This window comes from Leifsonia shinshuensis, assembly GCF_031456835.1.
Taxonomy (GTDB): Bacteria; Actinomycetota; Actinomycetes; order Actinomycetales; family Microbacteriaceae; genus Leifsonia; species Leifsonia shinshuensis_C.
In genome coordinates this window covers 2,034,963-2,060,036 of record NZ_JAVDVK010000001.1, presented here as the reverse complement: position 1 = coordinate 2,060,036, position 25,074 = coordinate 2,034,963, and the positions used below count along the sequence as shown (strand labels likewise).

Here is a 25,074-nt window from a genome sequence, read left to right as displayed (position 1 = left end):
CCGCCGCGCGCATGCCCGGCATCGACCGTCCGCGCATCGAAGCGGCCGTCGCCGAGATCCTCGCCGCCATCGGCGAGGATCCGGCGCGTCCGGGGCTCGAGAGCACTCCGTCCCGGGTCGCCGACGCCTACGCGGAGTTCTTCGCCGGCATCGGGCGTGACGCGGCCGCGGATCTCGGGGAGCCGGTCCCGCTCGAGGATGGGCGCACGGCCGAGACCGTGCTGCTGCGCGACATCGAATTCCGCTCGGTCTGCGAGCACCACCTGCTCCCATTCCTCGGCGTCGCCCATGTCGCGTACCTGCCGGGTGACACCGTGGTCGGGCTGGGGCGCATCCCGCGCGTCATCGAGACGCTCTCCGCGCGCCCGACGCTGCAGGAACGGCTGACGGAGCAGATCGCCGACACGATCGAGGAGGGCGCCGCCGCCCGCGGCGTGCTCGTTGTGCTCGACGCGGCCCACTCCTGCGTCACCACGCGCGGGCCGCGCCAGACGGGCAGCACGACGGTGACCGTCGCCGCACGCGGCGCGTTCGCCGACCCGATCGCGCGGGCCGAGCTCATGGCCCTGATCGGGCGTGGCGTCGCGTGACCCTCATCATGGGCGTCCTCAACGTGACGCCGGACTCCTTCAGCGACGGCGGGCTCTGGCTCGAGCCGGACGCCGCCATCGAGCACGGCCTCGACCTGGTCGAGCAGGGCGCCGACCTGGTGGACGTGGGCGGCGAGTCCACCCGTCCCGGAGCGGTTCGCGTCGATCCGGTGGAGGAGCAGAAGCGCGTCGTCCCGGTCATCCGGGAGCTCGCGTCGCGCGGGGTGCTCGTCAGCGTGGACACGCTCAACGCGTCGACCGCGAGAGCGGCCGTGGAGGCCGGCGCCGCGATCATCAACGACGTCTCCGGCGGACTCGGGGACGCCGGTATGCCGGATGCCGTCATCGAGACCGGCGCGCAGTACGTCGTCATGCACTGGCGCGGACGTCTCGACGCCGCCGACTCGCGCGCCGTCTACCGGAACACCGTTGCCGAGGTGCGGAGCGAGCTGTCGGCCCGAGTCACCGATCTGCTCGAACGCGGCGTCGACCCGGCCAAGCTGATCCTGGACCCCGGCCTCGGGTTCTCGAAGAACGCGACCCACAACTGGCAGGTGCTCGCCGGGCTGCACGAGATCGAGACGCTCGGTTACCCGGTGCTGATCGGCGCGTCGCGCAAACGGTTCCTCGCAGCTCTGCTGCCGGAGGGCGCGCCCGCGGAGGATCGCGACGCACCGACCGCCGTCATCTCGGCGCTGGCCGCCCAGGCGGGCGCCTGGGCGGTGCGCGTGCACGACGTGCCGTCGACCCGGATCGCCCTCGACGTGGTGCGGGCGTGGCAAGCTGGACGCGATGACTGACATCCACTCCCGGAGGGCCGACTCGATCGTCCTCACCGGCTTGCGCGTGCGCGCGAACCACGGCGTCTTCGACTTCGAGCGCGCCGACGGGCAGGACTTCGTCGTCGACGTCACCGCGTGGCTCGACCTCGCGCCGGCTGCCGCCGGTGACGACCTGGCCGCGACCGTCCACTACGGCGACCTGGCCGAGGAGGTCGTCGCGGCGGTGGAGCGCGACCCCGTCGACCTCATCGAGACCGTGGCCGAGCGGGTCGCATCGACGGTGCTCGCGCATGAGCCGGTGGATGCCGTCGAGGTGACGGTGCACAAGCCGCAGGCGCCGATCAGCGTGCCCTTCGGGGATGTCGCGGTCCGCATCACGCGGAGCCGGCCGTGAACGCGGCGCCGATCGGCAAGCCGGTGCGGATGCGCGTCGGCGTGCCCGCCGTGCTCGCGCTCGGCAGCAACCTCGGCGATCGCGCCGAGACCATCCAGGCCGCCGTCGATCTGCTGCGCGCGGAGCCGGGCGTCGATGTGCGCGCCGTCTCGAGGCTGTACGAGACGCCGGCGCTCAAGCCCGAAGGCATCGACGAGGAGGCTCCCGCGTACCTGAACGCGGTCGCCCTCGTGCACACGCTGCTCGAACCGCTGGCCCTGCTCGGCGTGGTCAACCGCGTCGAGGACGCGCTGGGACGCGTCCGCGAGGAGCGCTGGGGCGACCGCACGATCGACATCGACATCGTCGACTACGACGGCATCGTGTCCGAGGACGACCCGCGGATCGTCCTCCCGCACCCGCGGGCGCACGAGCGCGCCTTCGTCCTGGTGCCGTGGCTCGACGTCGACCCCGGGGCGCGTCTGGCGGGCTACGGGCCCGTCGCAGAGCTGGCCCGTCAGGCCGGCGATCCGGTCGAGCTGTGGGAGGACCGCCCGTGAAGCGCACCGGTCCCGCCTCACTCATCGGACTCGCCGTCCTCGGTCTCGCCATCGGCTTCCTCGCGGAGCTCGCCGCGGCGTCGATGGGCGCCGCCATCTTCATCCCGCCGCTGACGCTGCCGATCACGCTGCTCGCGGTCGCCGTGATCGTCGTCGCCTTCGCCGTGCCGATCCGGCGTGCGGTGCGCGGACGCAGCGTGCGGCGCATCGACCCGTTCCAGGCGACGCGCATCGTGGTGCTCGCCAAGGCGTGCAGCCTGAGCGGCGCCCTGCTCGTGGGCGCCGGCGTGGGCGTCGGCGCCTATCTGCTCACCCGGGATGTGCTGCCCGGCGGCAACGCCATCCTGCTGACCGCGCTCGCCACAGCCGGTGCGGTGGTGCTGCTGGTGGCGGGCCTGGTGGCCGAGTTGTTCTGCACTCTGCCTCCCGGCGACGACGACGAGCGCACGGAGAACGTCCATGTCCGATCGGATTGACCTCGACGTCGGCGAATGGCGCCGCGTCTCGCCCAAGTACGTGCTGGTCGTCATCGCCAGCACCGTCCTGACCGGCCTCGTGCTCTCCGCGGCGAGCCTGTTCCTGTGGCTCGTCGGCGGCTGGAGCTTCGGCTGGCTGCTGCTCGCCGTGGTCGTGGTCGTGAGCGTCATCGCCCTCGTGATCGCGCCCCGGCGTGCCCGCTCCATCGGGTACCTCCTGCGCGAGGACGATCTGCTGTTCCGTCGCGGCATCATGTTCCAGCGGTTCGTCTCGGTGCCGTACGGGCGGATGCAGCTGATCGACATCAACCGCGGCCCCGTGAGCCGGCTGCTCGGGTTGGCCGACCTCAAGTTCGTCACGGCGGCCGCCTCCACCGGCGTGATGGTGCCCGGCCTCCCGGAGGCGGACGCCGCGGAGCTGCGCGACCGCCTGGTCGAACTGGCGGAGAGCAGACGGGCCGGACTGTGACCGCGCCGCAGCTCCCCGGTAACGGCTCGGCGCCGGCGCTGTCGCCGGCGGAGCGCGCGGCCGAGCGGTACACCGACGGCGAGTGGCACCGCCTGCACCCGGCGACGCCGGTGCTGCGCGGTGGGATCGTGTTCATCGCGCTCATCGGCTTCGTGCTCTCGAACCTGCGCGAGCGGTTGATCAGCTTCTTCGTGGGGGCGCCGCAGTACGGAGGCGACCCGCTCGACGCGATCTACGACCACGGCTGGGAGGGCTGGGCGCTGCTCGGCGTCGCCGTGGTGCTTCTCGCGTGCCTCGGGGCGTTCTACCTGTCGTGGCGCATGCACAGCTTCCGCATCACCGGGGACGCGGTGGAGGTGCGGAGCGGCATCCTGTTCCGCACCCAGCGCAAGGCGCGGCTCGACCGCATCCAGGGCATCAACGTGGTGCGCCCGCTGCTCGCCCGGCTGGTCGGCGCGGCGAAGCTCGACATCTCCGTCGCCGGCCACGATGCGAACGTGCAGCTCGCCTACCTCGGGTCGTCCCTGGCGGACGGCCTGCGCGGCGACGTGCTGCGGCTGGCGTCGGGGGTGCGCGCGGTCGAGGCGGCGGAGGCCGCCGCCGAGGCGGCCGAGCAGGCCGGCACGGCGGGTGTGCACGACCCTTCGGCCCCCGGTGGGGAAGCTCTCCGGCCGTCGCGCACCGCCGCGGTGGGCGACCTGGTCGGCCGGCGCGTGAACGAGTTCCTCGCGCCGGAGCTCGACCCGAACGCCGCACCGCCCGAGTCCGTCGTGAAGATCCCCCCGCTGCGACTGTTCGGTTCGCTGCTGCTCAGCGGCTTCACGATCTTCGTGCTGGTCGTCGTCGCTTTCCTGGTGTGGGGCGCGGCGAGCGGCGCCCTGTGGCTGCTCATCGTGGTGCTGCCCGGGCTGCTCGGCTCGGCGAGCTTCTACATCAACCGCTTCACCAAGTCGCTGCGCTACTCCATCGCCGGCACGCCGGACGGCGTGCGCGTCGGCTTCGGCCTGCTGAGCACCAGCAACGAGACGCTGCCGCCCGGGCGCATCCATGCCGTCGAGGTGCTGCAGCCACTGCTGTGGCGGCCGTTCGGGTGGTGGCAGATCCGGATCGACACCGCCGGTCATTCGCGCGAGAAGGGCGCCGCCGGCCAGCCGAACACGACCATGCTGCCGGTGGGCGACGCCGCCGATGTGTCCCGCGTGCTCTCGCTGGTGCTGCCCGGCTTCGCGACCGACGAGCACCGCGCCCTGGTCGAGGCGGGGATGGTGTCGTCCGGTCATGACGACTTCACCGGGAGTCCGCGCCGGGCCGCCTGGATCCGCCCGATCTCGTGGCAGCGCACCGGCTTCCGGCTGGTCGGCGACGCGATCGTGCTGCGCCGGGGGTTCGTGTGGAGGAGCCTGGCGATCGTTCCGCTCGCGCGGCTGCAGAGCCTCGAGCTGCAGCAGGGCCCGCTGGATGCGGCGCTCCGGCTCGCGGAGGCGCGGTTCCACACCGTCTCCGGCCCGGTGCGCCCGCGGCTGGCCGCGATCGACGCCCGGACGGCCGTGACGCTGTTCGAGGAGGTCTCGGCGCACGCCGTCGCCGCCGCGACCGTCGATCGCAGCCACCGCTGGCGGCACGATCCGATCCGTCCAGAGGAGGACCACTGATGCTCCCGTCCGCTCGTCCACCGTCGCAGCGTTCCGGGCGGCTCGGGCTCGGGATCGTGGGCTCCGGCCGCGTGGGACCAGTGCTCGGACTCGCGCTCGCCGGTGCGGGCCACGCCATCGTCGGGATCTCCGCGGTCTCGGAGCGCAGCCGCGAACGCGCGGAGAGCATGCTGCCGCACGTGCCCATCCTCGACGTGCCGACGGTGGTCGAGCGCAGCGAGCTGGTCGTGCTGGCCGTGCCGGACGCCGAACTCCCCGGACTCGTCGCCGGCCTCGCCTCGACCGGCACGTGGCAGCCCGGCCAGATCGTGCTGCACACGGCGCCCGGCTACGGGATCGACGTGCTCCAGCCGGCTGCCGCCGCGGGCGCCATCCCGCTCGCGGTGCATCCCGCGCTCGAGTTCACCGGGACGAGCCTCGACCTCACCCGCCTCGCCGAGAGCTACTTCGCGGTGACCGCACCGGCCGCCGTGCTGCCCATCGCCCAGGCGCTGGTCGTCGAGATGGGCGGAGAGCCGGTTGTCGTCGCCGAGGCGGACCGGCCCGCTTACGCCGAGGCCATCGCGACCGCGACATCGTTCTCGCGTTCGATCGTCGAGCAGTCCACCGGGCTGCTGCGCGACATCGGCGTCGAGAACCCTGGCTCGTACCTCAGCTCGCTGATCCGCTCGGCCGTGGACAACGCGCTCACGCGGGCCGGAGCGCCCTCCCGGCTGGCGGTGGAGGACGTGATCGACGCGTTGGGCGCGGAGCCGGGGGACGGGGATCCCGGCGACGACGGACGCGGCTGGTTCCTCCGCGGCGAGTAGCCTGGTTCCGGCCGGTGAGGACCGGCCGAAGGGATGCGCATGCCAGAGATCATCACCACCATCGCCGAGCTGCGGGCACGGGTCGCCGAGGCCCGTCGCTGGGCGCATCAGGACGGATCCTCGGACGCACCTGTGGGTCGCGTCGTCCTCGTGCCGACGATGGGGGCCCTGCACGACGGTCACCTGCGCCTCGTGTCGAGCGCGCGCGATCTCGGCGGCTTCGTGGTGGTCTCGATCTTCGTCAACCCGCTGCAGTTCGGCCCGGGTGAGGACCTCGACCGCTACCCGCGGACGCTGGACGCCGACGTTGCGGCCCTCGAGGGGCTCGCCGACGTCGTCTTCGCCCCGACCGCATCCGAGATGTATCCGCACGGGCCGTCGGAGACGCGCGTGACCGCCGGTGCGTCGGGTTCGCTGTTCGAGGGCGCGTCGCGTCCGGGGCACTTCGACGGCGTCCTGACCGTCGTCAGCAAGCTCTTCAACATCGTGCAGCCCGACGTGGCGGTGTTCGGCCAGAAGGACGCGCAGCAGGTGCACGTGATCGGGCGCATGGTGGACGACCTGAACCTCCCGGTGTCCATCGCCGTGGTGGACACGGTGCGGGAGTCCGACGGATTGGCGCTGTCGAGCCGCAACCGCTACCTGGAGGAGGACGACCGGCTCGCCGCTGTGACGCTCTCCCGTGCGCTCGCCGAGGCGGCGGAGGCGGCGGCGGCCGGTGTGGGCGAGGCGCTCGCCGCGGCGCACGCGCGTGTGGCCGCCGAGCCAGCGGTTAAGCTTGACTATCTGGCGATCGTCGATCCGGAGACCTTCCGGGAGGCGTCGCCCGACCACCACGGTCCCGCCCTGATGCTGATCGCCGCCCGGGTCGGAACCACCCGGCTGATCGACAACGCACGCCTCACGACGTGACCTGAGCGACCACCCACCGCCACCTCGAACGGAAAGACAGCGATGACCGACGCGCAGACCACCGCGGCCGACCTGGGCGACGACCAGCTCGGCGAGGACGAGATCAGCGAGCAGAAGGCGGTCCGGCTGAGCAAGCGCGACCGCCTGCTCGCCGAGGCGACGGACGCGGGCGGTGGAGCGTACCCGGTGCACGTCCCGGTGACGACGACCATCCCGGCCGTCCGCGCGAAGTGGGGCCACCTGGCCGCCGACGAGGCGTCGGGCGAGATCGTCGGGATCGCCGGCCGCGTCGTGCACCTGCGCAACACCGGCAAGCTCTGCTTCGCGGTGCTGCAGGCCGGTGACGGATCGCGCATCCAGGTCATGGTGTCGCTCGCGGCGGTCGGCGAGGAGTCGCTCGCGGCGTGGAAGGAGCTCGTCGACCTCGGCGACCACGTGTTCGTCTCGGGCGAGGTCGTGTCGAGCCGTCGCGGGGAGCTCTCGGTGATGGCGCAGGAGTGGCGCATCGCCGCCAAGGCGCTGCTGCCGCTGCCGAACCTGCACAGCGAGCTGAGCGAGGAGACGCGCGTCCGCGCGCGGTATCTGGACCTCATCGCCCGCGAGCAGGCGCGCAAGACCGTCATCGACCGCGCGAAGGCGGTCGCCAGCCTGCGTCGCACCTTCGGGGAGCGCGACTTCGTCGAGGTCGAGACGCCGATGCTGCAGGTCATGCACGGCGGCGCCTCGGCCCGTCCGTTCGTGACGCACTCGAACGCCTTCGACACCGACCTCTACCTGCGCATCGCGCCGGAGCTGTACCTCAAGCGCGCCGTCGTCGGCGGCATCGACCGAGTCTTCGAGATCAACCGCAACTTCCGCAACGAGGGCGCGGACTCCACGCACTCGCCCGAGTTCGCCATGCTCGAGGCGTACCAGGCCTACGGCGACTACAACTCGATCGCCGACCTCACGCAGACGCTGATCCAGGATGCCGCCATGGCGATCTCCGGATCGCACGTCGTGACGTGGGCGGACGGCACCGAGTACGACCTCGGCGGCGAGTGGGACCGCATCCGGATGTACGACAGCCTGTCGGAGGCGATCGGCGAGGAGATCGTGCCCGAGACGCCGATCGAGCGCCTGCGCGAGCTGGCTGCGGAGGCGGGCATCGAGATCGAGCACCCGCTGGCCGGCAAGTACGTCGAGGAGCTGTGGGAGCACCACGTGAAGACGGACCTCGTGCGTCCGACCTTCGTCATGGACTTCCCCGTCGACACGAGCCCCCTCGTGCGCGCCCACCGCTCGCGCGAGGGCGTGGTGGAGAAGTGGGACCTCTACACCCGAGGCTTCGAGCTGGCCACCGGCTACTCGGAGCTCGTCGACCCGGTGGTGCAGCGCGAGCGCTTCATCGAGCAGGCGAAGCTCGCGGCCGCCGGGGACAACGAGGCGATGCGTCTCGACGAGGAGTTCCTCCGGGCGCTGGAGTTCGGCATGCCGCCCACTGGCGGCATGGGCATGGGCATCGACCGTCTGCTGATGGCTCTGACCGGCCTCGGCATCCGCGAGACGATCCTCTTCCCGCTCGTCAAGTAGCAGCACGCCGGGAGGACGCCGCCTCCCAGCCTCGCGGGTTAGCATGGAGCCGTTATGAACGACGTCATCAGCGGTATCGTCTGGGCTCTCGCGCCGACCGTGCTGGTCGGTCTGCTGTTCTGGGCGATCATGCGCGCGATCGTTCGCGCTGACCGCAATGAGCGCAAGGCGTACGCCCGCCTCGAGGCGGAGGAGCGCGCCCGCCGCGGCCTCGCCCCCAAGGCCTGAACGGAGTGACCCCCGCCGGTCCGCTACGGTAGCTCTGGGGACGCCGCCGCGTCCTTCTGCGCTCGTAGGAGGGACGTCGGGATGGAGACGGGTTTCTGGGTCTCGGTCTCGATCTGGGTCGCCCTTCTCGTCGACTTCGTGATCCGTGTCCTGGCGATCATCATCGTCCCGCGCAACCGCAAGCCGACGTCCGCCACGGCGTGGTTGCTGGCGATCTTCCTCATCCCGTACATCGGGATCCTCTTCTTCCTCCTCATCGGCAGCTACAAGCTCCCGAAGCGGCGCCGGCGGAAGCAGGAGGAGATCAACCGCTTCATCATCGACAGCACCGAGGGCATCGAGCGCGTGCGTCGCGACCACCCGTGGCCGCCGTGGCTCGAGGGCGTGGTCGAGCTCAACCGCAAGCTGGGCGCCATGCCGCTGGTCGGCGGCAACCGCGCGACGCTGAACGGCGACTACCAGGGGTCGCTCAACTCCATGGCTGCGGAGATCCACACCGCTCGCCGGTATGTGCACGTCGAGTTCTACATCCTGACCCTCGACAAGACGACCGGCCCGTTCTTCGACGCGCTCGAGGATGCGGTCAAGCGCGGCGTCACCGTGCGCGTCCTGCTCGACCACATCGCCTCGCTCCGCACACCCGACTACAAGCGGACCCTGAAGCGGCTCACCGCGATGGGCGCCAAGTGGCAGCTCATGCTCCCGGTCCAGCCGTTCCGCGGCCGGTACCAGCGGCCGGACCTGCGCAACCACCGGAAGCTGCTGATCGTGGACGGCCGCGTCGCGTTCATGGGCTCGCAGAACGTGATCGACCGTAGCTACAACAAGAAGTCGAACATCCGGCGCGGGCTCAAGTGGAAAGAGCTCATCGTCCGTCTCGAGGGCCCCATCGTCGCTGGTCTCAACGCGATCTTCATCACCGACTGGTACAGCGAGACGGATGAGTTGCTGCGCCGGGAGACCGAGCCGATCACCGACGAGATCGACGACAACGAGCTCGACGCCCAGGTCGTGCCCTCCGGCCCCGGGTTCGCCGGCGAGAACAACCTGCGGCTGTTCCTGGCGCTGCTGTACTACGCGCAGGAGCGCATCGTCATCACCTCTCCGTACTTCGTGCCGGACGAGTCGATGCTCATGGCGATCACCTCCGCCGTGCAGCGGGGCATCCACGTCGAGCTCTTCGTCTCGGAGATCGGGGACCAGGCCCTCGTCTATCACGCGCAGCGGTCGTACTACGAGGCGCTGCTGCGCGCCGGGGTGAAGATCTGGATGTACAAGGCTCCGTACATCCTTCATGCGAAGCACTTCACGATCGACGACGATGTCGCCGTCATCGGGTCGAGCAACATGGACATGCGCTCCTTCCAGCTGAACATGGAGGTCTCGCTCATGGTGCGAGGCCGTTCCTTCGTCGAGGAGATGCGTCGGGTCGAGGCCGGCTACCGCCGGGACAGCCGCCAGCTCACGCTGGACGAGTGGATGAAGCAGCCGCTGCGCAGCACCGTGCTCGACAATCTGGCGCGGTTGACCTCCGCGCTGCAGTGAGGCCTGGCCCCTACGCGGCCGCGAGGTCGCTCACGCGCCGTACCTCGCACCAGGGCTGAGCGGCGCTCGCCAGCCGCTCGTCGGCGGTGAGCAACGGCACGTCGAGCAGGCGGGCGAGGGCGACGTACATGCTGTCGTAGGCGGTCAGATTCTCACGCCACCGCCAGGCCTCCTGCCAGAGCGGCTCATGCTCCATGCGCACGATCTCCAGCCGGTAGAACGCTTGGATGGCCAGTTCGCTCTGCTGCGCCTTCTCGGGCTGCCGACGCGTGTGTCGGCGCATCGCGCTCACGAACTCCGGATCGATGAGATGCGGGGCGACGAAGATGCACTCGGCGAGTTCTTCGCTCTCCTCGAAGGCACGGAGCCCGTCGGTCGCGAGCAGCGCGACGACGGCGCTGCAATCCAGGACGGCGGACTTCATCGATCGTCCCGCTCGGCGCGGATGATCTCGGCGATCTCCTCCGTGGAGATGTCGAGCAGCGGCTGCCGCAATTCATCGCGGGGCGGCTCCGCCTCCATCCGGAGCCGGTGGGCGGCTTTCACCTCCGTCCACCGTTCGTCGATGCGCAAGCGCTCGGCGATACGCGTGAGCTCGCGACGGAGGTACTCGGAATACGACAGCCCCTTCGCGGCTGCAGCGCTCTTCAGGCGGTCGTTGACCGCAGGATCGAGGTCTCTCACTTGCACGGTGACTCCCATGGTTCCAGGCTAGGTGGTTGTGCATGCAGAAGCAACGGATCTGCATGCATAGGGAATCATCTCCTGGCGGAGGTTCTCCCGGGAGCACCCGCCCGGAATCTGTGGAAAGTGGCTGCGACCGCGGGGCTGTGGACGACTCAGCCGCGCGGGCGGAGCCGCACGGTCGGCAGCTCGGGGGCGGGCAGGGGCGAGCCGTCGTATCCCTCGACGGTGCCGAAGCGTCCGTCGGGATCGCCGCCCGCGATCACCTCGCCCTGCCAGTCCGCGCGGTAGGCGACCACCTCGTCGTGACTGCGGCCGATGAAGTTCCACCACATCACGATCTGCTCGCCGAGCGGCTCCCCGCCGAGCAGCACGACGCGCGCAGCCGACTCCGCCTGCAGCGTCAGGGACGTGCGGCCCGGGCCGAGATAGGCGAGGTGCCACAGCGGGATCGACACGCCGTCGACCGCCACTTCTCCGGTGTCGACCAGCAGCCCGTGCTCGAACGACGCCTCCAGCGGCACCTCGATGGTCGAACCGGCCGGCACGACCAGCTCGGCGCCAACGAGAGGGGAGAAGATGGTCGCCGGCGTGCCGCTTCCCGCGAGGGACCCGACGAACGTCTTCACGCTCGCCGCCCCGAGCCGGCCGGTCACCGGCGCGTGGTGCTCGAAGAACGGCGCGACATCGCGGGAGGCGGACGGCAGCGCGACCCACAGCTGCACCCCGTGCAGTCTCGCCGTACCGGGTGTCGAGACCTCGGAGTGGCTGATGCCGTGGCCCGCGGTCATCAGGTTCAGCTCGCCCGGGCGCACGAGCGCGTGGCTTCCGACGCTGTCGCGGTGGTCGATCTCGCCCTCGAACAGCCAGCTGACCGTCTGCAGGCCGGTGTGCGGATGCGGCGGCACGCGCATCCCGCCGCTCACCGAGACGTCGTCCGGGCCGTAATGGTCGATGAAGCACCAGCCGCCGATGAGCGAACGCCGGCGCTGGGGGAGGGTGCGGCGCACCGTCATCGCCCGCGGTCCGCCGAGAGGGACATCGCGGGGCTCGAGGATCTCGACCACGTCCTCGGAGACCGCCGCCTCCGCGGGCACGGGCTCCGTGAGCACGGAGCCGCCGACCGATTCCGCCGGATCGCGCTCCAGATTGCTCATAGCGGCATCTTAGGCGCGGACTGCTCCAAGCCGGGCTTCCTAGAATGGGCTCGTGCCCCGCCGTGTCCTCCGCCCCCTCGCCGCCCTGGCCGGCCTGGCCCTGCTCGCCGGGCTCACGGGGTGCAGCGCGGGCGCCGGAAAGCCGGTCGAGGACTACGCCGGCGAGCCGAAGGGCGTCCAGGCTCCGGCGAGCAGTGCGGGAGGCGCATCCTGGGCGGCGTGGCTCGACGACGGCGCGCAGTTCGCCATCGTGCTGTACGGAAGCTCCTCCTGCCCGCCGAAGGTGCAGAACGCGACCGCTTCGTCCGGCACCCGGATCACCGCGACCCTCGCGCCGGCCCCCGGGGGCATCTGCACCCGCGACTACGTGCCCCACACGACCGTCTTCACCACGCCCGACCGGATCAGCAAGACGGCCGAGGTGACCGTCGACCTCGCCGGTTCGACGCTCACGCTGCCCGCCCGTCAGGGCTGATCGGACGCAATCCGCACTGTCCTGAGCACGTTGTCACGCCCACGGCGAACAGGGCCACGCTGGCGGGGGAGCGGTGGTTACTCTCTTTGTATCGACGCCGAACCTGCAACGGTGTCGCCGAGGAGTAGACATGTTCGAGAGATTCACCGACCGCGCCCGCCGTGTCGTCGTCCTGGCCCAGGAAGAGGCCAAGATGCTCAACCACAACTACATCGGGACGGAGCACATCCTGCTCGGCCTGATCCACGAGGGCGAGGGCGTCGCCGCCAAGGCCCTCGAGTCGCTCGGCATCTCGCTCGACGCCGTGCGCGAGCAGGTCCAGGACATCATCGGCCAGGGTCAGCAGCAGCCGACCGGCCACATCCCGTTCACGCCGCGCGCCAAGAAGGTGCTCGAGCTCAGCCTCCGCGAGGCCCTCCAGCTCGGCCACAACTACATCGGCACGGAGCACATCCTGCTCGGCCTGATCCGCGAGGGCGAGGGCGTCGCCGCCCAGGTGCTCGTGAAGCTGGGCGCCGACCTCAACCGGGTGCGCCAGCAGGTCATCCAGCTGCTCTCCGGCTACCAGGGCAAGGAGCAGGTCCAGGTGGGCGGCAACGATCAGAACACCGCGCAGGCCGGTAGCCAGATCCTCGACCAGTTCGGCCGCAACCTGACCCAGGCCGCTCGCGACAACAAGCTCGACCCGGTCATCGGGCGCGAGAAGGAGATCGAGCGCGTCATGCAGATCCTGTCGCGCCGCTCCAAGAACAACCCGGTGCTGATCGGTGAGCCCGGCGTCGGCAAGACCGCCGTCGTCGAGGGACTCGCCCAGGCGATCGTCCGCGGCGACGTCCCGGAGACGCTGAAGGACAAGCAGCTCTACACGCTCGACCTCGGTTCGCTGATCGCCGGTTCCCGCTACCGCGGTGACTTCGAGGAGCGCCTCAAGAAGGTGACCAAGGAGATCCGCACCCGCGGCGACATCATCACCTTCATCGACGAGATCCACACCCTGGTCGGTGCGGGCGCCGCCGAGGGCGCGATCGACGCGGCCAGCATCCTGAAGCCGCTCCTCGCCCGTGGTGAGCTGCAGACGATCGGTGCGACCACGCTCGACGAGTACCGCAAGCACTTCGAGAAGGATGCCGCGCTCGAGCGCCGCTTCCAGCCCATCCAGGTGGCCGAGCCGTCGCTGCCCCACGCGATCAACATCCTCAAGGGGCTGCGCGACCGCTATGAGGCGCACCACAAGGTGTCCATCACCGACGGCGCGATCGTCGCGGCGGCCAACCTGGCCGACCGCTACATCCAGGACCGCTTCCTGCCGGACAAGGCCATCGACCTGATCGACGAGGCCGGCGCCCGCCTGCGCCTGTCGATCCTGTCGGCTCCGCCGGAGCTGCGCGAGTTCGACGACAAGATCGCCGCCGTGCGCTCCCAGAAGGAGGCCGCGATCGAGGACCAGGACTTCGAGAAGGCCGCCAGCCTCCGCGACGAGGAGAAGAACCTCCTCGGCGAGCGGCTGCGCCTCGAGAAGCAGTGGCGCTCGGGCGAGGTCAAGACCACGGCGGAGGTCGACGAGGGCCTCATCGCCGAGGTGCTGGCCCAGGCGACCGGCATCCCGGTGTTCAAGCTCACCGAGGAGGAGTCGGCACGGCTCGTCTACATGGAGCAGGCGCTGCACCAGCGGGTCATCGGTCAGGAGGAGGCCATCGCGGCGCTCTCCAAGACGATCCGCCGCACCCGCGCCGGCCTGAAGGACCCGAAGCGTCCGTCCGGCTCGTTCATCTTCGCCGGCCCCACCGGTGTCGGTAAGACCGAGCTCGCCAAGGCGCTCGCCGAGTTCCTGTTCGACGACGAGTCGGCGATGATCTCGCTCGACATGTCGGAGTACGGCGAGAAGCACACCGTCTCCCGCCTGTTCGGCGCCCCTCCCGGGTTCGTCGGCTTCGAGGAGGGCGGCCAGCTGACCGAGAAGGTCCGCCGCAAGCCGTTCAGCGTGGTGCTGTTCGACGAGATCGAGAAGGCGCACCCGGACATCTTCAACTCGCTGCTCCAGATCCTGGAGGAGGGACGTCTGACGGATGGCCAGGGACGCGTGGTCGACTTCAAGAACACCGTCATCATCATGACCACCAACCTCGGTACCAAGGACATCTCCGGCGGCCCCGTCGGGTTCCAGATCGAGGGCGACCCGCAGACCGGCTACGACCGGATGCGCGGCAAGGTCTACGAGGAGCTGAAGAAGAACTTCAAGCCCGAGTTCCTGAACCGTGTCGACGAGATCATCGTCTTCCCGCAGCTGGACAAGAGCGAGCTCCTGCAGATCGTCGACCTGTTCATCAAGCGCCTGTCGACCCGCCTGCTCGACCGCGACATGACCATCGAGCTGACCGTCCCGGCGAAGGAGCGGCTGATCGAGGTCGGGTTCGACCCGACGCTCGGCGCCCGCCCGCTCCGCCGCGCGGTGCAGCACGAGATCGAGGACCGCCTGAGCGAGAAGATCCTGCACGGCGAGCTGAACGCGGGCGACCACGTCCACGTCGACTTCGCCGACGGCGACTTCGTCTTCACGACGACCGCCCGCAAGGAGCCGATCGGCGCCGGCATCAACTCGGCGGCCGCGATCGGCACCGGCCCGGCGACGCCGGACCTGGCGGCGAACGACTGATCCACCGCGATCCACGACCTGGGAGGGCCGGTCTTCTTCGGAAGGCCGGCCCTCTCGGTGTTCGGGCAGCGTCTACCCGGTATCGGGCGGGTGACCGCCGTGCGATCGGTGTTCGCGCACTCGGTAGGGTGGTTTCGTGGGCGAGAGCGAACCAGGGTTCAGGATCCGGCGGGCGCGCACGGGAGACGTGCAGCGCATCCAGGAGCTGGTGGAGCCGCTGGTGCACCGACGCATCCTGCTCGGCAAGGAGACCGTCACGTTCTACGAGGCGGTCCAGGAGTTCCGGGTGGCGGAGGACGCCGACGGTCGGCTGATCGGCTGCGGCGCCTTGCACGTCATGTGGAGCGACCTCGGCGAGGTGCGCACGCTGGCCGTGTCGGACCAGTGGCTGGGCAAGGGCGTGGGCCGCGCGCTGCTGGCGAGGCTGGAGTCGGACGCCCGCGAGCTCGGGCTCAGCCGGTTGTTCTGCCTCACGTTCGAGGTGGGTTTCTTCGCGAGGAACGGGTTCGAGGACATGGGCGAGGAGACCGTCGACCCTCAGCTGTACGCCGAGCTGGTGCGGTCGCACGACGAGGGCGTCGCGGAGTTCCTCGACCTCGCCCGCGTGAAGCCCAACACGCTCGGCAACACGCGGATGCTGAAGCGTCTCTGAGCGCTGCGCCGCTGAGTGCTGAGTCTCTGGGCGCTCCGACTCTGAGCACTGCCCGGGGGCCGGGCGCGCCTGCCGGGCGGCCCCGAGGGTGCTGGCTATAGTGCGGGCATGTCGACGTTCAAGAACCCGGTCGGCCCCCAGCCGAGCAGCGTGTACTGGCGCCGTCGGCTCATCGTCCTCCTCGGCGTGATCGCCGTCGTGGTGGTCATCATCCTCATCGTGGCCCGCCCCGGCGCCTCGAACGGCGAGCCTGCGAAGAAGGCTCCCGCGACGACCGGCACGAGCGCGCCGACGCCGGCGGCGACCAGCATCCCGACCAGCAGCGCATCCGCGTCGGGTCAGCCGTGCAAGCCGGCCGACGTGACGGTGGAGGCCGTCACCGACAAGGACGAGTACGCGGCCGGGGAGCTGCCGCAGCTCTCCGTGGCCCTGACGAACACAGGGTCGGCGGCGTGCACGATCGACGCGGGGACGGCGCAGCAGGTGTTCACGATCACCAGCGGCACGGAGGTCTACTGGAAGTCCACGGACTGCCAGAGCGACAAGGTGGATGCGGAAGTGCTGCTGCAGCCGGGCAAGACGATCTCCTCGCAGACGCCGATCACCTGGGACCGGACGCGGTCGGACCCGTCGACGTGCGCGGCGAAGCGCGAGCAGGTGCCGGCCGCGGGGGCGTCGTACCACCTGGAGACGAGCGTCTCGGGCATCAAGAGCTCCGAGACGAAGCAGTTCATCCTGCAGTGAACGCGCTGTCGTTCCGGTCGTAGCTCGCGGCGACCTCCCGGACCTCGACACCGGAGCCGTGGCGGGTCGCCGGGTTCTGGCGCGCCCAGGCGAGTGCGGCATCCAGGTCGGGGGCCTCGATGATGCCGATGCCCGCGATGAGCTCCTTGCTCTCGGTGAACGGCCCGTCGGTGACCCCGTCGCCGCGGACGGACTTCGCCGTCGCGGGTTCCGAGAGCGCGTAGGCGGCGGTCAGCGCACCGGCCGCGATGAGGTCGTCGGAGTGCTGGTCGTGCTCGGCCAGTTCTGCGGCGTCGTGCTCGGCCGTGGTGTCGGAGTAGATGAAGATGGCGTACTGCGGCATGGTGTTTCCCTTCCGTCGACGGATGTCGTCACCTGTGCGTCGAACGGCGCGGCGTCGGTTCGACATCCGGTTCGATGTTCCGGTCAGAACGCGGCGTCGAGTTCTCGCTCGCGGTCGGTGGATGCGGCGGTGAAGGCGAGCCGGAGCGCTTCCCGGATCGAGGCGCTCCGGTCGTCCACCCGGGTGGCGAACCCGAGCCGGGCTGCCTCCGCCGTGCGCTGCTTGCCGCTCACGACCGGGCGGATCTCGCCAGCGAGGCTGATCTCGCCGAACGCCGCGAGGGTGTGCGGGATGGCCCGGTCGGTCGCCGCCGACGCGATCGCCAGTGCGATCGCCAGGTCGGCCCCCGGCTCCGTGAGCCGCACGCCGCCGACGGTGGAGACGTAGACGTCTTTGTCGCCGAGCTTGATGCCGGCCCGCCGTTCGAGCACGGCCAGCAGCATGGCGACCCGGGACGAGTCGACTCCGTTGGTCACGCGGCGCGGGTTCGGGGCCGTCGTGCTCACGACGAGGGCCTGCACCTCGACCGGCAGCGGCCGCCGTCCCTCCATCGCCACCGTGACGCAGGTGCCGGAGACCGGCGTCGTGTTGCGGCTGAGGAACAGCCCGCTCGGGTCGGGCACCTCGGCGATGCCGTCGCCGGCCATCTCGAAGCAGCCCACCTCGTCGGTCGGCCCGAAACGGTTCTTGAGCGCCCGGATGAAGCGGAGGGCCGTCTGACGGTCGCCCTCGAACTGGCACACCACATCCACCAGGTGCTCGAGCAGCCGGGGACCCGCGATCGAGCCGTCTTTGGTGACGTGCCCGACGATGAGCACGGGCAGATCGCGCTCCTTGGCGATGCGGATGAGCGTGCTGGCGACCTCGCGCACCTGGCTCGGGCCGCCGGCCATGCCCTCGCCGGCCGAGCTCGACACCGTCTGCACCGAGTCGACGATCACGAGCGAGGGGTCGACCGCGTCGATCTGCGCGATGATCGTGCTGAGGTCGGTCTCGGAGGCCAGGAACAGCTCGTCGTGGACCGCGCCGGTGCGCTCGGCGCGCATCCTGACCTGGCTCACCGACTCTTCCGCGCTCACGTAGAGCACCCGGTTGCGGGCTCGCGCGGCTCGGGATGCGACCTCGAGCAGCAGGGTCGACTTCCCCACCCCGGGCTCGCCGCTGAGCAGGATGGCCGCTCCCGGGACGATGCCTCCGCCCAGCACCCGGTCGAACTCGCCGATGCCGCTGGGTCGCCGCGGCGTGCCCTCGGCGCGGATGTCCGTGATTGCCCGCGCCTCGCGCCCGGCGGCGATGGTCACGGGTTTCAGCGCCCGCAGCACGCCGGTCGGCTGCGCCGTCTCGGCGAGTGTTCCCCACGCGTCGCACTCCGGGCAGCGGCCCACCCACTTGGCTGTGGACCAGCCGCAGTCGGAGCAGCGGTAGTTGACGGACGCCTTCGGCACGGCACCTCCTCGATCGGGCTCAACACTACGGGGAGCCACCGTCATCGCCGGAAGGATCGCGGCGACCTGTGGACATCCCGTCGCGAGCCGTGCATGTGAGCACTTCTGCGAGTCGGTGGCCGCGTGCACAATGGGCCCCATGGCTGACCGCACGTTCGCACTCCGCTCCGGCCGCGCCGTCGGCGTCTCCACCTTCGGGGACCCCGACGCCGAACGTCTCGTGGTGTTCTGCCACGCGGCCCCGGGCTCCTCGGTGTTCGACCCCGACCCGGACGCCTCCGCCGAACGGCATGCGCACATCGTCGCGATCGACCGTCCCGGTTACGGCGCTAGCGAACCGTGGCCGCTCGGGAGCTGGCCCAGCATCACGCAGGCCGCCGACGACATCGCCGAGTACATCCGGTCGGTCGTCGTGGCCGAGACGGTCATCGGGGTGACGCGTCCCCGCACGGTCGGCGTCGTCGGCTGGTCCGCCGGCGGCCGGGTTGCGCTCGCGGTCGCGGCACGGCATCCACATCTCGTCGACCGCGTGGCGATCGTCGGGACCCCGGCGCCCAACGAGGCGGTGCCGTGGATCGACCCGAAGCTGCAGGCGCTGTCGGACGAGCTCGGCGCCATGGCGCCCGGCGAGGCGATGAGCCGGCTGAGCGCCATGCTGCAACCGCAGGCGGACGCCGTGGCCGCCGCGTCCGAACCGGGCGGGGTCCCGCTGGAGATGCTCGGCGTCGGTCCCGTCGACCAGCAGGCGCTGTCCGGCCGGGGCGTGCACGACCGCCTGGGTCGGATGCTGAAGGAGGCTTTCCGCCAGGGGACCGGGGGAGTCGCGGGCGACATCCTGAGCTACACCGCGCGGCCGTGGGGTTTCGAGCTGGGCGACGTCGCCGCGAAGACGCTGATCATCGCCGGGCAGGCGGATGCGGTCGCCGGCTATGCGCACGCCGCCTGGTACAAGAAGGCGCTGCCGGACTCGCGGATGGAGACGATGCCCGGCGTCGGTCACCTGGCGATCGTGCCGGCGTGGGGGCGCGTGCTGTCGCACGTCGCGCCGGCGCAGCTCACGCGCTGAGCGCCTCCGGAGCCGTCGTGGCCTGCTCGCCATGGCGCGGGTACAGCTCGCGCGCCCGCGCGGTCACCGCCGGGAGGAAGGCGGACGCCCAGGTGCGGTAGCCGTGGTCGTTCGGGTGGAAGAGGTCCTCCGCGAACTGCGTGAAGGCGCCGCGGAGACCCTGGCGGCGCATGGTGGAGTGCAGCGGCGCCACCTGCAGTCCGCGCTCCGCCGCTTCCTCGCGCAGGATCTGGTTGGCCTCGGCGACGATCCGCTCGTTCCAGGGGAGATAGAAGTAGGGGAGGTCGGCGACGATCGCGTGATCGGGCACGGCCGCGAAGACGGCGCGCAGCCCCTCGCGGAAGCGGACCGGGTCGAACGCCGCGATGTCGTTCGCACCGATTGAGACGGTCACGATGTCGGGCTCCGGGTCGAGCGTCAGGAACCGCGGGAGCTGGTCCGCCACCGCGAGTGAGACGGTCGCACCCGACACCGACAGGTTGACGACCCGCACGGAGCGACCGGTGACCGCGCGCAGGTGATCGGCGATGATCCCGACGTAGCTGTTCTTGGGCGCGGACGCGCCGATGCCCTGGGCGGCGCTGTCCCCGATCGCCACGTACAGCAGCTCGCCCGGGTCGTTCGCCACATCCCGCCACCACTTGGAGTGGACCGGCAGAAGCTCGTTGAGCCGCACCCGCCCCTCGGCGACGGCCGCCCGCTTCGCCTGGACGCGCCTCCACCCCACGACGGTGAGCGCCCCCGTGGCGACGAGACCGGCTGCGGACGCGAGGATGCGGGGGACTGCACTCATGGACGGAAGAGTACCCCGCGCCACTGACCCCGGCACCGCCCCCGCTCGATTGGAGACGACCGCCCGAATCGCGTACGATAGTCCGCGGTACCGTGTCCGAGCGGCCGAAGGTGCAACTCTCGAAAAGTTGTGTGGGTGAAAGCCCACCGTGGGTTCAAATCCCACCGGTACCGCCAATGTGAAGCCCCCGCGATCCCCATCTTCATCGGGATCCGGGGGCTTTCGCTCGCGGGACCGGTCATCACGGCTGGGCCGGTGCGGCGCTAGGCGCTCGTCTTGATGGCGGTGTCCAGCAGGTGCGCGACGGCGGAGCGTGCACTCTCGGGGAAGCCCGAATAGAGCGCGGCGTGGGCCGCGGCGCCGTCGAACATCAGAGTGAGTTGCTCGGCCAGCTCGTGCGGGTGGTCTGCGCCCGCCGCGGTCGCCTCGCGCTCGAAATACGCGGTGTAGAGGTCCTTGTAGTGTCGTGCCACCAGCGCGGCCGGATGCTCCCTGCTGCGCACTTCGGTCGCAATGTTGACGAAAGGGCACCCGAAGTACTCGTCGTTGTCTGCGACCTCCGAGAGGGCATCGAAGACATCGAGAATGCGTTGGCGTGGCGTCCTGGCGCCGTCCGGGTGGAAGAACTGCGCGAACACGTTCGATCCGACCTCGTTCAGTGTGTCGGCCACCAGCGCGTCCTTCGTCTGGAAGTGCTGGTACAGGGAGCGTTTCGAGACGCGCGCCTCCTGTGCGATGCGATCGACTCCCACGGCCCCGACGCCGTACCGGATGAAGAGGTGCGCCGCCGCCGCGAGGATGCGTGCCCGCGGCGGCAGCCGCTCCGGAGGAGGCCCGTCCGGCACTGTTCCGGGCTGCCGGACGGGCGGCTGAGCGATCTCAGGAAGATGCGGGTTGGTCATCGCGCCTGGTCTTCCTGCGACAGCGATGCCTGCGACAGCGATGCGTGCGACAGCGACGGGTACAGGGCTTCGACTCCCCCGGGAAGGCCGGCGCGGATGCTGCGGCTCTCTTCGTCGGCGAACACCTCGAATTCGCGGTTCTCAATGGCGTCGACCGCGAGACGTGCGACGTCCGCCGGGTCCTCCTTCGGAGCGTCGAACACCCGGGAGAAGTCAGTGTCCATCAGGGCGACGTAGAGTCCGCCGACCCGGGTGCCCTGGCCGGCGAGATCCTGTCGGAGGCCGTCGGTCAGCGACCACTCCGCCGCCTTCGAGGCGCTGTAGCCGCCGATGAAGGGAACGTTGAGCCAGGAGTATGCGGACAGGATGTTGAGCACGTAGCTCTCCGCGTGCTCGCCCAGCTGCGGTGCGAAGGCCCGTGTGACGGAGAGAGTGCCGAAGAAGTTGGTCTCGAACTCGTGGCGGATATGGGCGAGCTCGCCTCCCAGCAGCGACGACCCGGTGACGACCCCCGCGTTGTTCACGAGGATCGCCGCGTTCCCGACCGAGGCGGCGGCGGCCACGGACGCCGGGTAGGTGATGTCCAGCCGGAGGGGCGTCACCCCTGCGAGATCGACGGAGTCCGGATTGCGGGCGCCGGCGAACACATTCGCTCCGCGGTCGCGCAGTTGCCTGGCGATGTGTCGCCCCAATCCGCGATTCGCTCCGGTGACCACTGCGGTGGTGTGTTCAAGCTTCATTCTCGATCCCTCCATCTGGGTTGTGTGATCCAACCTAGCTATCTGAGTGGGATGGGGCAACTCAGGTACACTCGAAGCATGGGCGCTATACCGGAGGACGACACCTGCTCCATCGCGCGAAGCCTGGGCGTGCTGGGTGAACGTTGGACGCTGCTGATCATCCGCGACGCCCTCGAGGGCTTCACTCGCTTCCAGGAGTTCCGGCGCAGTCTCGGAGTGGCAGCAGACGTCCTGACGGCGCGGCTCGCGATGCTCGTGGAGCACGGCGTGATGACGAAGGTGGACTACCAGGAACCCGGGGAGAGGCGCCGCTCCGAGTATCGGCTGACCGAGGCCGGGAGGGAGCTGTACGTCGTCCTCTCAGCGTTGCAGCAGTGGGGCGACCGCCACGTTCCCGCCGATGCGGGGCCCAGCCTGAAGCGGGTGGACGTGGAGACGGGGGCGTCCGTGCATGTCGGCTTCGTGGGCGACGACGGAATGGAGCTTCCGCCCGCCCGCGTCGAGCTCAGGCCGACCGAGTCGTATTCACCGCTGCGGCGGCGATTGCACGAGGAACGGCAGGCGCGCGCCGGGTCGCGCTGAACGCGTCCGGCCGGTGCCATCGCCATAGTAGGTTCATCTCATGACTCGCCCCGAAGCGCTGAGACAGAGTGCCGTCGTTTCGACCGGAACAGCATCATGAGCGACATGGACGACCTGCTCGCGGTTCTCGAGGCGCACGAGCGCGAGCTGCAGTTCGAGCGGATGGACCACGATCTGGCGTGGGAACTCGGGGTGTACCTTCGCGAGCGTGCGGCGCAGGCAGGTCATGGGATCGTGATCGATGTCGCCCTCGGCGAGCAGGACGTCTTCCGGGCGGCGCTGCCCGGAACGACGTCGCACAACGACAAGTGGATCGATCGCAAGAAGCGCACCGTCCGCGAATGGGGCACCAGCACGTACCTCGCCGGGCTGCGCTTCCCGCTCTACAACCCGCCCTTCTCGCTCGAGACGGCCCCCTGGGTGGATGCCCGGCTCTACTCGGGCAGCGGAGGAGGATTCCCGCTCACGGTGCGTGGAGCGGGCGTGGTCGGCACCATCGCGGTCAGCGGTCTCCCTCCCGAACTCGACCACGCCTTCATGGTCGAGTCGTTGCGCGACTTCCTCCGCCGCCCGGCCGTGCATTAGGGGGGCGTTCGAATGCCGCAGGTCGACCCGCTGCCGCACCTGGCGCGTCGTGTGACCTCCATCGATGTCGCCAAGGCGGCCGGCTGCTCGCAGGCCGCCGTCTCACTCTGGGTCACCGGCAAGCACGAAGGCCGGCTCAGCGATGAGCTGCAGAAACGAATCGCCAAGGCCGTCGCGGATCTCGGCTATGTGCCGAACCGCACCGCCCGACGGCTCACCGCGGGGTCGTCGCGATCGGTGTCGTTCATCTTCCCCGGGTTCTCCTACCACTTCTTCGGATCGATCCTGGAGGGTGTCGGGGGAGTGCTCGACGATGCGTGGGAGTTGACCTTCCATGACTCCCGCCCGGGCCGGGCCCACCCCGACCGCCCCAACGTGGTCAGCAGCTCCGTTTTCGCGGATACCACAGGAGTCATCCTTGCCAGCCCGTCCGCCGCCGAGGTGGAGGCGATCGGGAAGGTGGGCGCCGCCGCAGTGCTCGTCGACTCGCCCGAGGCGCCGCCCGGCACCTCCCGGGTGAGCTTCGAGCTCGTGGAAAGCCTCCGAGAGGTGGCGGAAGATCTTCACCGTCTCGGCCATCGCCGGGTGGGCTATGTGTCCTTCGTCGCCAATTCGCTCACCCTGGCGAGCCGCCGGGCCGCAGTGGTCTCAGCCTTCAAGGCGCGCGGGCTCAAGGTGGTCGGGCCGGATCTGCGGCTGGAGAGCCTGGACATGGGCGCCATCGCCGAGCGGTTCGCGCAGAAGTGGCCCGACTGGCGAGCCGCGGGAGTCACCGCGGTCTTGTGCGCCGACGATCGCCACGCGTTCGGAGTCATCCGGGCTGCCCGGGGGATGAACCTGCGGATTCCGGACGACTTCTCCCTCGTCGCGTTCAACGACACGGATGCCGCGGCGATCGTCGACCCCGCATTGAGTTCGATCCGGCTGCCGTCGGTGGCGATCGGAGCTGCTGCCGGCCAGGCGCTCAAAGACCTGGTCACGGAAGGGAACGCGCGAGAGATCGCGGTGGCGACGCAGTACATCCCCCGGACGTCGACCGGGATGACCCCCGCCGAGTAGCGAGCTGTCGCACTCGGAACCGACGCGAAATGAGCGCGTTATACGTATTGCGTTATACGCATAACGTCATTAGCTTCATTCTCACTCGGATGAAACGGTGCAGCTCAGCCCGATGAATGAGCCCCCTGTAGCGCCGCTTCTGCCTCCTGAGTTCAACGAGGAATAGGAGCACCACAGTGACCAAGAAGATTCGGATGGTGGCCACAACGGTCGCCGCCATCGCCATCGCCTCGCTCGCTCTGAGCGGCTGCTCGAGCAGCGCAGGCGGAGAAGCGGGCGGAAAGAAGACCGTCGCCTTCGTCTCGACCCAGGCGGCGGGCGACGATTCGGGCGTCGACGACCTCGTCGCCGGGCTGAAGAAGATCAAGACCGCGGACGACGTCAACACCAAGTACGTCGAGTCGACCGACCCGTCGGGGTACGAGAGCTCGATCCGCAACGTCGCGCAGTCGGGCGCGAACGTGATCGCAGGGGCGTTCCCGGACATCACGAACGCCCTCGACGGCGTGGCCCCGGATTTCCCGGACACGCAGTTCGTCCACATCTTCGCCGACCCGCCCCAGAAGAAGATCGCGAACCTCACCACGGTGAGCTTCGACGTCTACAAGGCGCTGTACCTGTCCGGGTACGCGGCAGGCACGTTGACGAAGTCGAACACGGTCGGGTGGATCGGTGGCGCCGGCTCCCCGCTGCTCTACGCGAACTTCCACGCATACAAAGCCGGCGCCGAGGCCGCCAATCCCCGTGTGAAGGTGCTGAGCGGCATCGTGGGCTCGTTCTCCGACCCGTCGAAGGCCCGTGACATCGCTCTCGGAATGATCTCCCAGGGTGCCGACCTCCTCCAGACCGACGCCGGCGGCAGCTCGGTCGGCATCATCCAGGCGGCGGCCACCGCCAGCGCCCTCGTGTTCACGGACGCCTCTGCCGCGGTCGCCCAGCAGAACCCGAAGACGGTCGTCGGCCTGACGTACCTGCGATTCGGCGATGCACTCAAGGAGGCCGTCACTCGGATCCTGAAGTCCGGCAAGTCCCTGGGCACCTACGCCGCCTCGCTCGACAAGGACCTGGTCGGGGTGCAGATCGCCGACAGCTTCCTGAACGGCGGCTCCGACCGTGTCGCCGACGTGAAAGCCCTGCAGCCCAAGCTCGACGACCTGAAGAAGCAGATCGTCGACGGCTCCGTGAAAGTCGCCTACGACACCGACGGCATCTGAAGCCGCTCCCTC

General features: G+C 70.0%; 29 protein-coding genes and 1 tRNA gene. 22 read left to right on the top strand and 8 right to left on the bottom strand.

Annotation, left to right across the window (positions count from 1 at the left end; genetic code table 11):
- The first annotated feature begins 11 nt into the window (after positions 1–11).
- The 12 genes from folE to cls all read left to right on the top strand — a co-directional run bounded on the left by folE (position 12) and on the right by cls (position 9,968).
- Entirely contained in the window at positions 12–590 is a 579-nt protein-coding gene (gene folE, locus J2W45_RS10110; RefSeq protein ID WP_310131396.1) for a GTP cyclohydrolase I, read from the top strand.
- Positions 587–1,390, top strand: coding sequence for a dihydropteroate synthase (folP, locus tag J2W45_RS10105; RefSeq protein ID WP_310131394.1), 804 nt, complete (start codon positions 587–589; stop codon positions 1,388–1,390). Before folE ends, folP begins: the two co-directional genes overlap by 4 nt.
- A complete protein-coding gene (gene folB, locus J2W45_RS10100; protein WP_310131392.1) occupies positions 1,383–1,766 on the top strand; it encodes a dihydroneopterin aldolase in 384 nt (127 codons plus the stop codon). The genes folP and folB overlap by 8 nt, the downstream gene beginning before the upstream one ends.
- Entirely contained in the window at positions 1,763–2,305 is a 543-nt protein-coding gene (folK, locus tag J2W45_RS10095; protein WP_310131391.1) for a 2-amino-4-hydroxy-6-hydroxymethyldihydropteridine diphosphokinase, read from the top strand. Before folB ends, folK begins: the two co-directional genes overlap by 4 nt.
- The gene (locus J2W45_RS10090; RefSeq protein WP_310131388.1) at positions 2,302–2,781 is read left to right on the top strand and encodes a DUF3180 domain-containing protein; all 480 of its coding nucleotides are present in this window, start codon (positions 2,302–2,304) and stop codon (positions 2,779–2,781) included. Before folK ends, J2W45_RS10090 begins: the two co-directional genes overlap by 4 nt.
- Positions 2,765–3,250, top strand: coding sequence for a PH domain-containing protein (locus J2W45_RS10085; RefSeq protein WP_310131386.1), 486 nt, complete (start codon positions 2,765–2,767; stop codon positions 3,248–3,250). The genes J2W45_RS10090 and J2W45_RS10085 overlap by 17 nt, the downstream gene beginning before the upstream one ends.
- Complete coding sequence (locus tag J2W45_RS10080) at positions 3,247–4,902, top strand: PH domain-containing protein (RefSeq protein ID WP_310131383.1); 1,656 nt, start codon at positions 3,247–3,249, stop codon at positions 4,900–4,902. The genes J2W45_RS10085 and J2W45_RS10080 overlap by 4 nt, the downstream gene beginning before the upstream one ends.
- The gene (locus J2W45_RS10075; protein WP_310131381.1) at positions 4,902–5,711 is read left to right on the top strand and encodes a Rossmann-like and DUF2520 domain-containing protein; all 810 of its coding nucleotides are present in this window, start codon (positions 4,902–4,904) and stop codon (positions 5,709–5,711) included. Before J2W45_RS10080 ends, J2W45_RS10075 begins: the two co-directional genes overlap by 1 nt.
- 33 nt (positions 5,712–5,744) lie before the next feature.
- Positions 5,745–6,623 carry a pantoate--beta-alanine ligase gene (panC, locus tag J2W45_RS10070; RefSeq protein ID WP_310131379.1) on the top strand — a complete coding sequence of 293 codons (879 nt, stop codon included), beginning with the start codon at positions 5,745–5,747 and terminating at the stop codon, positions 6,621–6,623.
- Between the two features lie 42 nt (positions 6,624–6,665).
- The gene (lysS, locus tag J2W45_RS10065) at positions 6,666–8,195 is read left to right on the top strand and encodes a lysine--tRNA ligase (RefSeq protein WP_310131375.1); all 1,530 of its coding nucleotides are present in this window, start codon (positions 6,666–6,668) and stop codon (positions 8,193–8,195) included.
- Between the two features lie 54 nt (positions 8,196–8,249).
- Positions 8,250–8,423: a hypothetical protein gene (locus J2W45_RS10060; protein ID WP_310131373.1), complete on the top strand. Its 174-nt coding sequence runs from the start codon at positions 8,250–8,252 to the stop codon at positions 8,421–8,423.
- A gap of 81 nt (positions 8,424–8,504) precedes the next feature.
- Positions 8,505–9,968 carry a cardiolipin synthase gene (gene cls / locus J2W45_RS10055; protein WP_310131370.1) on the top strand — a complete coding sequence of 488 codons (1,464 nt, stop codon included), beginning with the start codon at positions 8,505–8,507 and terminating at the stop codon, positions 9,966–9,968.
- 10 nt (positions 9,969–9,978) lie between these two features.
- On the opposite strand, the gene J2W45_RS10050 is transcribed toward cls, so the two are convergent.
- The 3 genes from J2W45_RS10050 to J2W45_RS10040 form a co-directional block, all read right to left on the bottom strand.
- The gene (locus tag J2W45_RS10050) at positions 9,979–10,392 is read right to left on the bottom strand and encodes a type II toxin-antitoxin system VapC family toxin (RefSeq protein ID WP_310131368.1); all 414 of its coding nucleotides are present in this window, start codon (positions 10,390–10,392) and stop codon (positions 9,979–9,981) included.
- On the bottom strand, positions 10,389–10,670 hold the full coding sequence (locus J2W45_RS10045) for a hypothetical protein (RefSeq protein ID WP_310131367.1): 282 nt from the start codon (positions 10,668–10,670) through the stop codon (positions 10,389–10,391). Before J2W45_RS10045 ends, J2W45_RS10050 begins: the two co-directional genes overlap by 4 nt.
- A 137-nt stretch (positions 10,671–10,807) precedes the next feature.
- A complete protein-coding gene (locus J2W45_RS10040; RefSeq protein ID WP_310131365.1) occupies positions 10,808–11,809 on the bottom strand; it encodes a pirin family protein in 1,002 nt (333 codons plus the stop codon).
- Positions 11,810–11,861: 52 nt separating this feature from the next.
- On the opposite strand from J2W45_RS10040, the gene J2W45_RS10035 reads away from it, so the two are divergent.
- The 4 genes from J2W45_RS10035 (at position 11,862) to J2W45_RS10020 (ending at position 16,333) form a co-directional block, all read left to right on the top strand.
- Positions 11,862–12,284, top strand: a complete 423-nt coding sequence (locus J2W45_RS10035; RefSeq protein ID WP_310131363.1) for a hypothetical protein — start codon at positions 11,862–11,864, stop codon at positions 12,282–12,284.
- Between the two features lie 130 nt (positions 12,285–12,414).
- Entirely contained in the window at positions 12,415–14,937 is a 2,523-nt protein-coding gene (locus tag J2W45_RS10030; RefSeq protein WP_310131360.1) for an ATP-dependent Clp protease ATP-binding subunit, read from the top strand.
- Positions 14,938–15,073: 136 nt separating this feature from the next.
- A complete protein-coding gene (locus tag J2W45_RS10025) occupies positions 15,074–15,589 on the top strand; it encodes an amino-acid N-acetyltransferase (protein ID WP_310131359.1) in 516 nt (171 codons plus the stop codon).
- Positions 15,590–15,697: 108 nt separating this feature from the next.
- Entirely contained in the window at positions 15,698–16,333 is a 636-nt protein-coding gene (locus J2W45_RS10020; RefSeq protein WP_310131357.1) for a hypothetical protein, read from the top strand.
- Here J2W45_RS10020 and J2W45_RS10015 read toward each other — a convergent pair.
- Together J2W45_RS10015 and radA are read right to left on the bottom strand one after the other, a co-directional pair.
- On the bottom strand, positions 16,320–16,676 hold the full coding sequence (locus J2W45_RS10015; protein WP_310131355.1) for a YciI family protein: 357 nt from the start codon (positions 16,674–16,676) through the stop codon (positions 16,320–16,322). The two genes, J2W45_RS10020 and J2W45_RS10015, sit on opposite strands and share 14 nt — an antisense overlap.
- Positions 16,677–16,759: 83 nt before the next feature.
- The gene (radA, locus tag J2W45_RS10010) at positions 16,760–18,121 is read right to left on the bottom strand and encodes a DNA repair protein RadA (protein ID WP_310131353.1); all 1,362 of its coding nucleotides are present in this window, start codon (positions 18,119–18,121) and stop codon (positions 16,760–16,762) included.
- Between the two features lie 139 nt (positions 18,122–18,260).
- Between radA and J2W45_RS10005 the strand changes: the two genes are divergently transcribed.
- Complete coding sequence (locus J2W45_RS10005; RefSeq protein ID WP_310131350.1) at positions 18,261–19,187, top strand: alpha/beta hydrolase; 927 nt, start codon at positions 18,261–18,263, stop codon at positions 19,185–19,187.
- Here J2W45_RS10005 and J2W45_RS10000 read toward each other — a convergent pair.
- Entirely contained in the window at positions 19,177–19,980 is an 804-nt protein-coding gene (locus J2W45_RS10000) for an SGNH/GDSL hydrolase family protein (RefSeq protein WP_310131347.1), read from the bottom strand. The genes J2W45_RS10005 and J2W45_RS10000 overlap by 11 nt on opposite strands.
- A gap of 86 nt (positions 19,981–20,066) precedes the next feature.
- On the opposite strand from J2W45_RS10000, the gene J2W45_RS09995 reads away from it, so the two are divergent.
- Positions 20,067–20,156 (top strand) — tRNA-Ser (locus J2W45_RS09995).
- 87 nt (positions 20,157–20,243) lie between these two features.
- Here the strand turns inward: J2W45_RS09995 and J2W45_RS09990 are convergent.
- Both J2W45_RS09990 and J2W45_RS09985 read right to left on the bottom strand, forming a co-directional pair.
- Complete coding sequence (locus J2W45_RS09990) at positions 20,244–20,882, bottom strand: TetR/AcrR family transcriptional regulator (protein ID WP_310131344.1); 639 nt, start codon at positions 20,880–20,882, stop codon at positions 20,244–20,246.
- Positions 20,879–21,622 carry an SDR family oxidoreductase gene (locus J2W45_RS09985; protein WP_310131343.1) on the bottom strand — a complete coding sequence of 248 codons (744 nt, stop codon included), beginning with the start codon at positions 21,620–21,622 and terminating at the stop codon, positions 20,879–20,881. Before J2W45_RS09985 ends, J2W45_RS09990 begins: the two co-directional genes overlap by 4 nt.
- 78 nt (positions 21,623–21,700) lie before the next feature.
- Between J2W45_RS09985 and J2W45_RS09980 the strand changes: the two genes are divergently transcribed.
- From J2W45_RS09980 to J2W45_RS09965, 4 genes are all read left to right on the top strand, one after another.
- Entirely contained in the window at positions 21,701–22,204 is a 504-nt protein-coding gene (locus J2W45_RS09980; RefSeq protein ID WP_310131340.1) for a winged helix-turn-helix transcriptional regulator, read from the top strand.
- 96 nt (positions 22,205–22,300) lie between these two features.
- Positions 22,301–22,789 (top strand): heme-degrading domain-containing protein, encoded by a 489-nt coding sequence (locus J2W45_RS09975; RefSeq protein ID WP_310131337.1) that lies wholly within the window; start codon positions 22,301–22,303, stop codon positions 22,787–22,789.
- 12 nt (positions 22,790–22,801) lie between these two features.
- Positions 22,802–23,848, top strand: coding sequence for a LacI family DNA-binding transcriptional regulator (locus tag J2W45_RS09970; protein WP_310131335.1), 1,047 nt, complete (start codon positions 22,802–22,804; stop codon positions 23,846–23,848).
- A gap of 176 nt (positions 23,849–24,024) precedes the next feature.
- Positions 24,025–25,062: a BMP family ABC transporter substrate-binding protein gene (locus J2W45_RS09965; RefSeq protein ID WP_310131334.1), complete on the top strand. Its 1,038-nt coding sequence runs from the start codon at positions 24,025–24,027 to the stop codon at positions 25,060–25,062.
- Positions 25,063–25,074 lie beyond the last annotated feature (12 nt).

Coding starts and splice junctions, on each gene's coding strand:
- folE (WP_310131396.1), top strand. CDS start 12: ATGCCCGGCATCGACCGTCCGCGCATCGAAGCGGCCGTCGCCGAGATC.
- J2W45_RS09970 (WP_310131335.1), top strand. CDS start 22,802: ATGCCGCAGGTCGACCCGCTGCCGCACCTGGCGCGTCGTGTGACCTCC.
- J2W45_RS10005 (WP_310131350.1), top strand. CDS start 18,261: ATGGCTGACCGCACGTTCGCACTCCGCTCCGGCCGCGCCGTCGGCGTC.
- J2W45_RS10020 (WP_310131357.1), top strand. CDS start 15,698: ATGTCGACGTTCAAGAACCCGGTCGGCCCCCAGCCGAGCAGCGTGTAC.
- J2W45_RS10015 (WP_310131355.1), bottom strand. CDS start 16,676: ATGCCGCAGTACGCCATCTTCATCTACTCCGACACCACGGCCGAGCAC.
- J2W45_RS10060 (WP_310131373.1), top strand. CDS start 8,250: ATGAACGACGTCATCAGCGGTATCGTCTGGGCTCTCGCGCCGACCGTG.
- J2W45_RS10030 (WP_310131360.1), top strand. CDS start 12,415: ATGTTCGAGAGATTCACCGACCGCGCCCGCCGTGTCGTCGTCCTGGCC.
- cls (WP_310131370.1), top strand. CDS start 8,505: ATGGAGACGGGTTTCTGGGTCTCGGTCTCGATCTGGGTCGCCCTTCTC.
- lysS (WP_310131375.1), top strand. CDS start 6,666: ATGACCGACGCGCAGACCACCGCGGCCGACCTGGGCGACGACCAGCTC.
- J2W45_RS10050 (WP_310131368.1), bottom strand. CDS start 10,392: ATGAAGTCCGCCGTCCTGGATTGCAGCGCCGTCGTCGCGCTGCTCGCG.
- J2W45_RS10075 (WP_310131381.1), top strand. CDS start 4,902: ATGCTCCCGTCCGCTCGTCCACCGTCGCAGCGTTCCGGGCGGCTCGGG.
- J2W45_RS09985 (WP_310131343.1), bottom strand. CDS start 21,622: ATGAAGCTTGAACACACCACCGCAGTGGTCACCGGAGCGAATCGCGGA.
- J2W45_RS09990 (WP_310131344.1), bottom strand. CDS start 20,882: ATGACCAACCCGCATCTTCCTGAGATCGCTCAGCCGCCCGTCCGGCAG.
- J2W45_RS10045 (WP_310131367.1), bottom strand. CDS start 10,670: ATGGGAGTCACCGTGCAAGTGAGAGACCTCGATCCTGCGGTCAACGAC.
- J2W45_RS09980 (WP_310131340.1), top strand. CDS start 21,701: ATGGGCGCTATACCGGAGGACGACACCTGCTCCATCGCGCGAAGCCTG.
- J2W45_RS10000 (WP_310131347.1), bottom strand. CDS start 19,980: ATGAGTGCAGTCCCCCGCATCCTCGCGTCCGCAGCCGGTCTCGTCGCC.
- J2W45_RS10085 (WP_310131386.1), top strand. CDS start 2,765: ATGTCCGATCGGATTGACCTCGACGTCGGCGAATGGCGCCGCGTCTCG.
- folB (WP_310131392.1), top strand. CDS start 1,383: ATGACTGACATCCACTCCCGGAGGGCCGACTCGATCGTCCTCACCGGC.
- J2W45_RS10040 (WP_310131365.1), bottom strand. CDS start 11,809: ATGAGCAATCTGGAGCGCGATCCGGCGGAATCGGTCGGCGGCTCCGTG.
- panC (WP_310131379.1), top strand. CDS start 5,745: ATGCGCATGCCAGAGATCATCACCACCATCGCCGAGCTGCGGGCACGG.
- J2W45_RS09975 (WP_310131337.1), top strand. CDS start 22,301: ATGAGCGACATGGACGACCTGCTCGCGGTTCTCGAGGCGCACGAGCGC.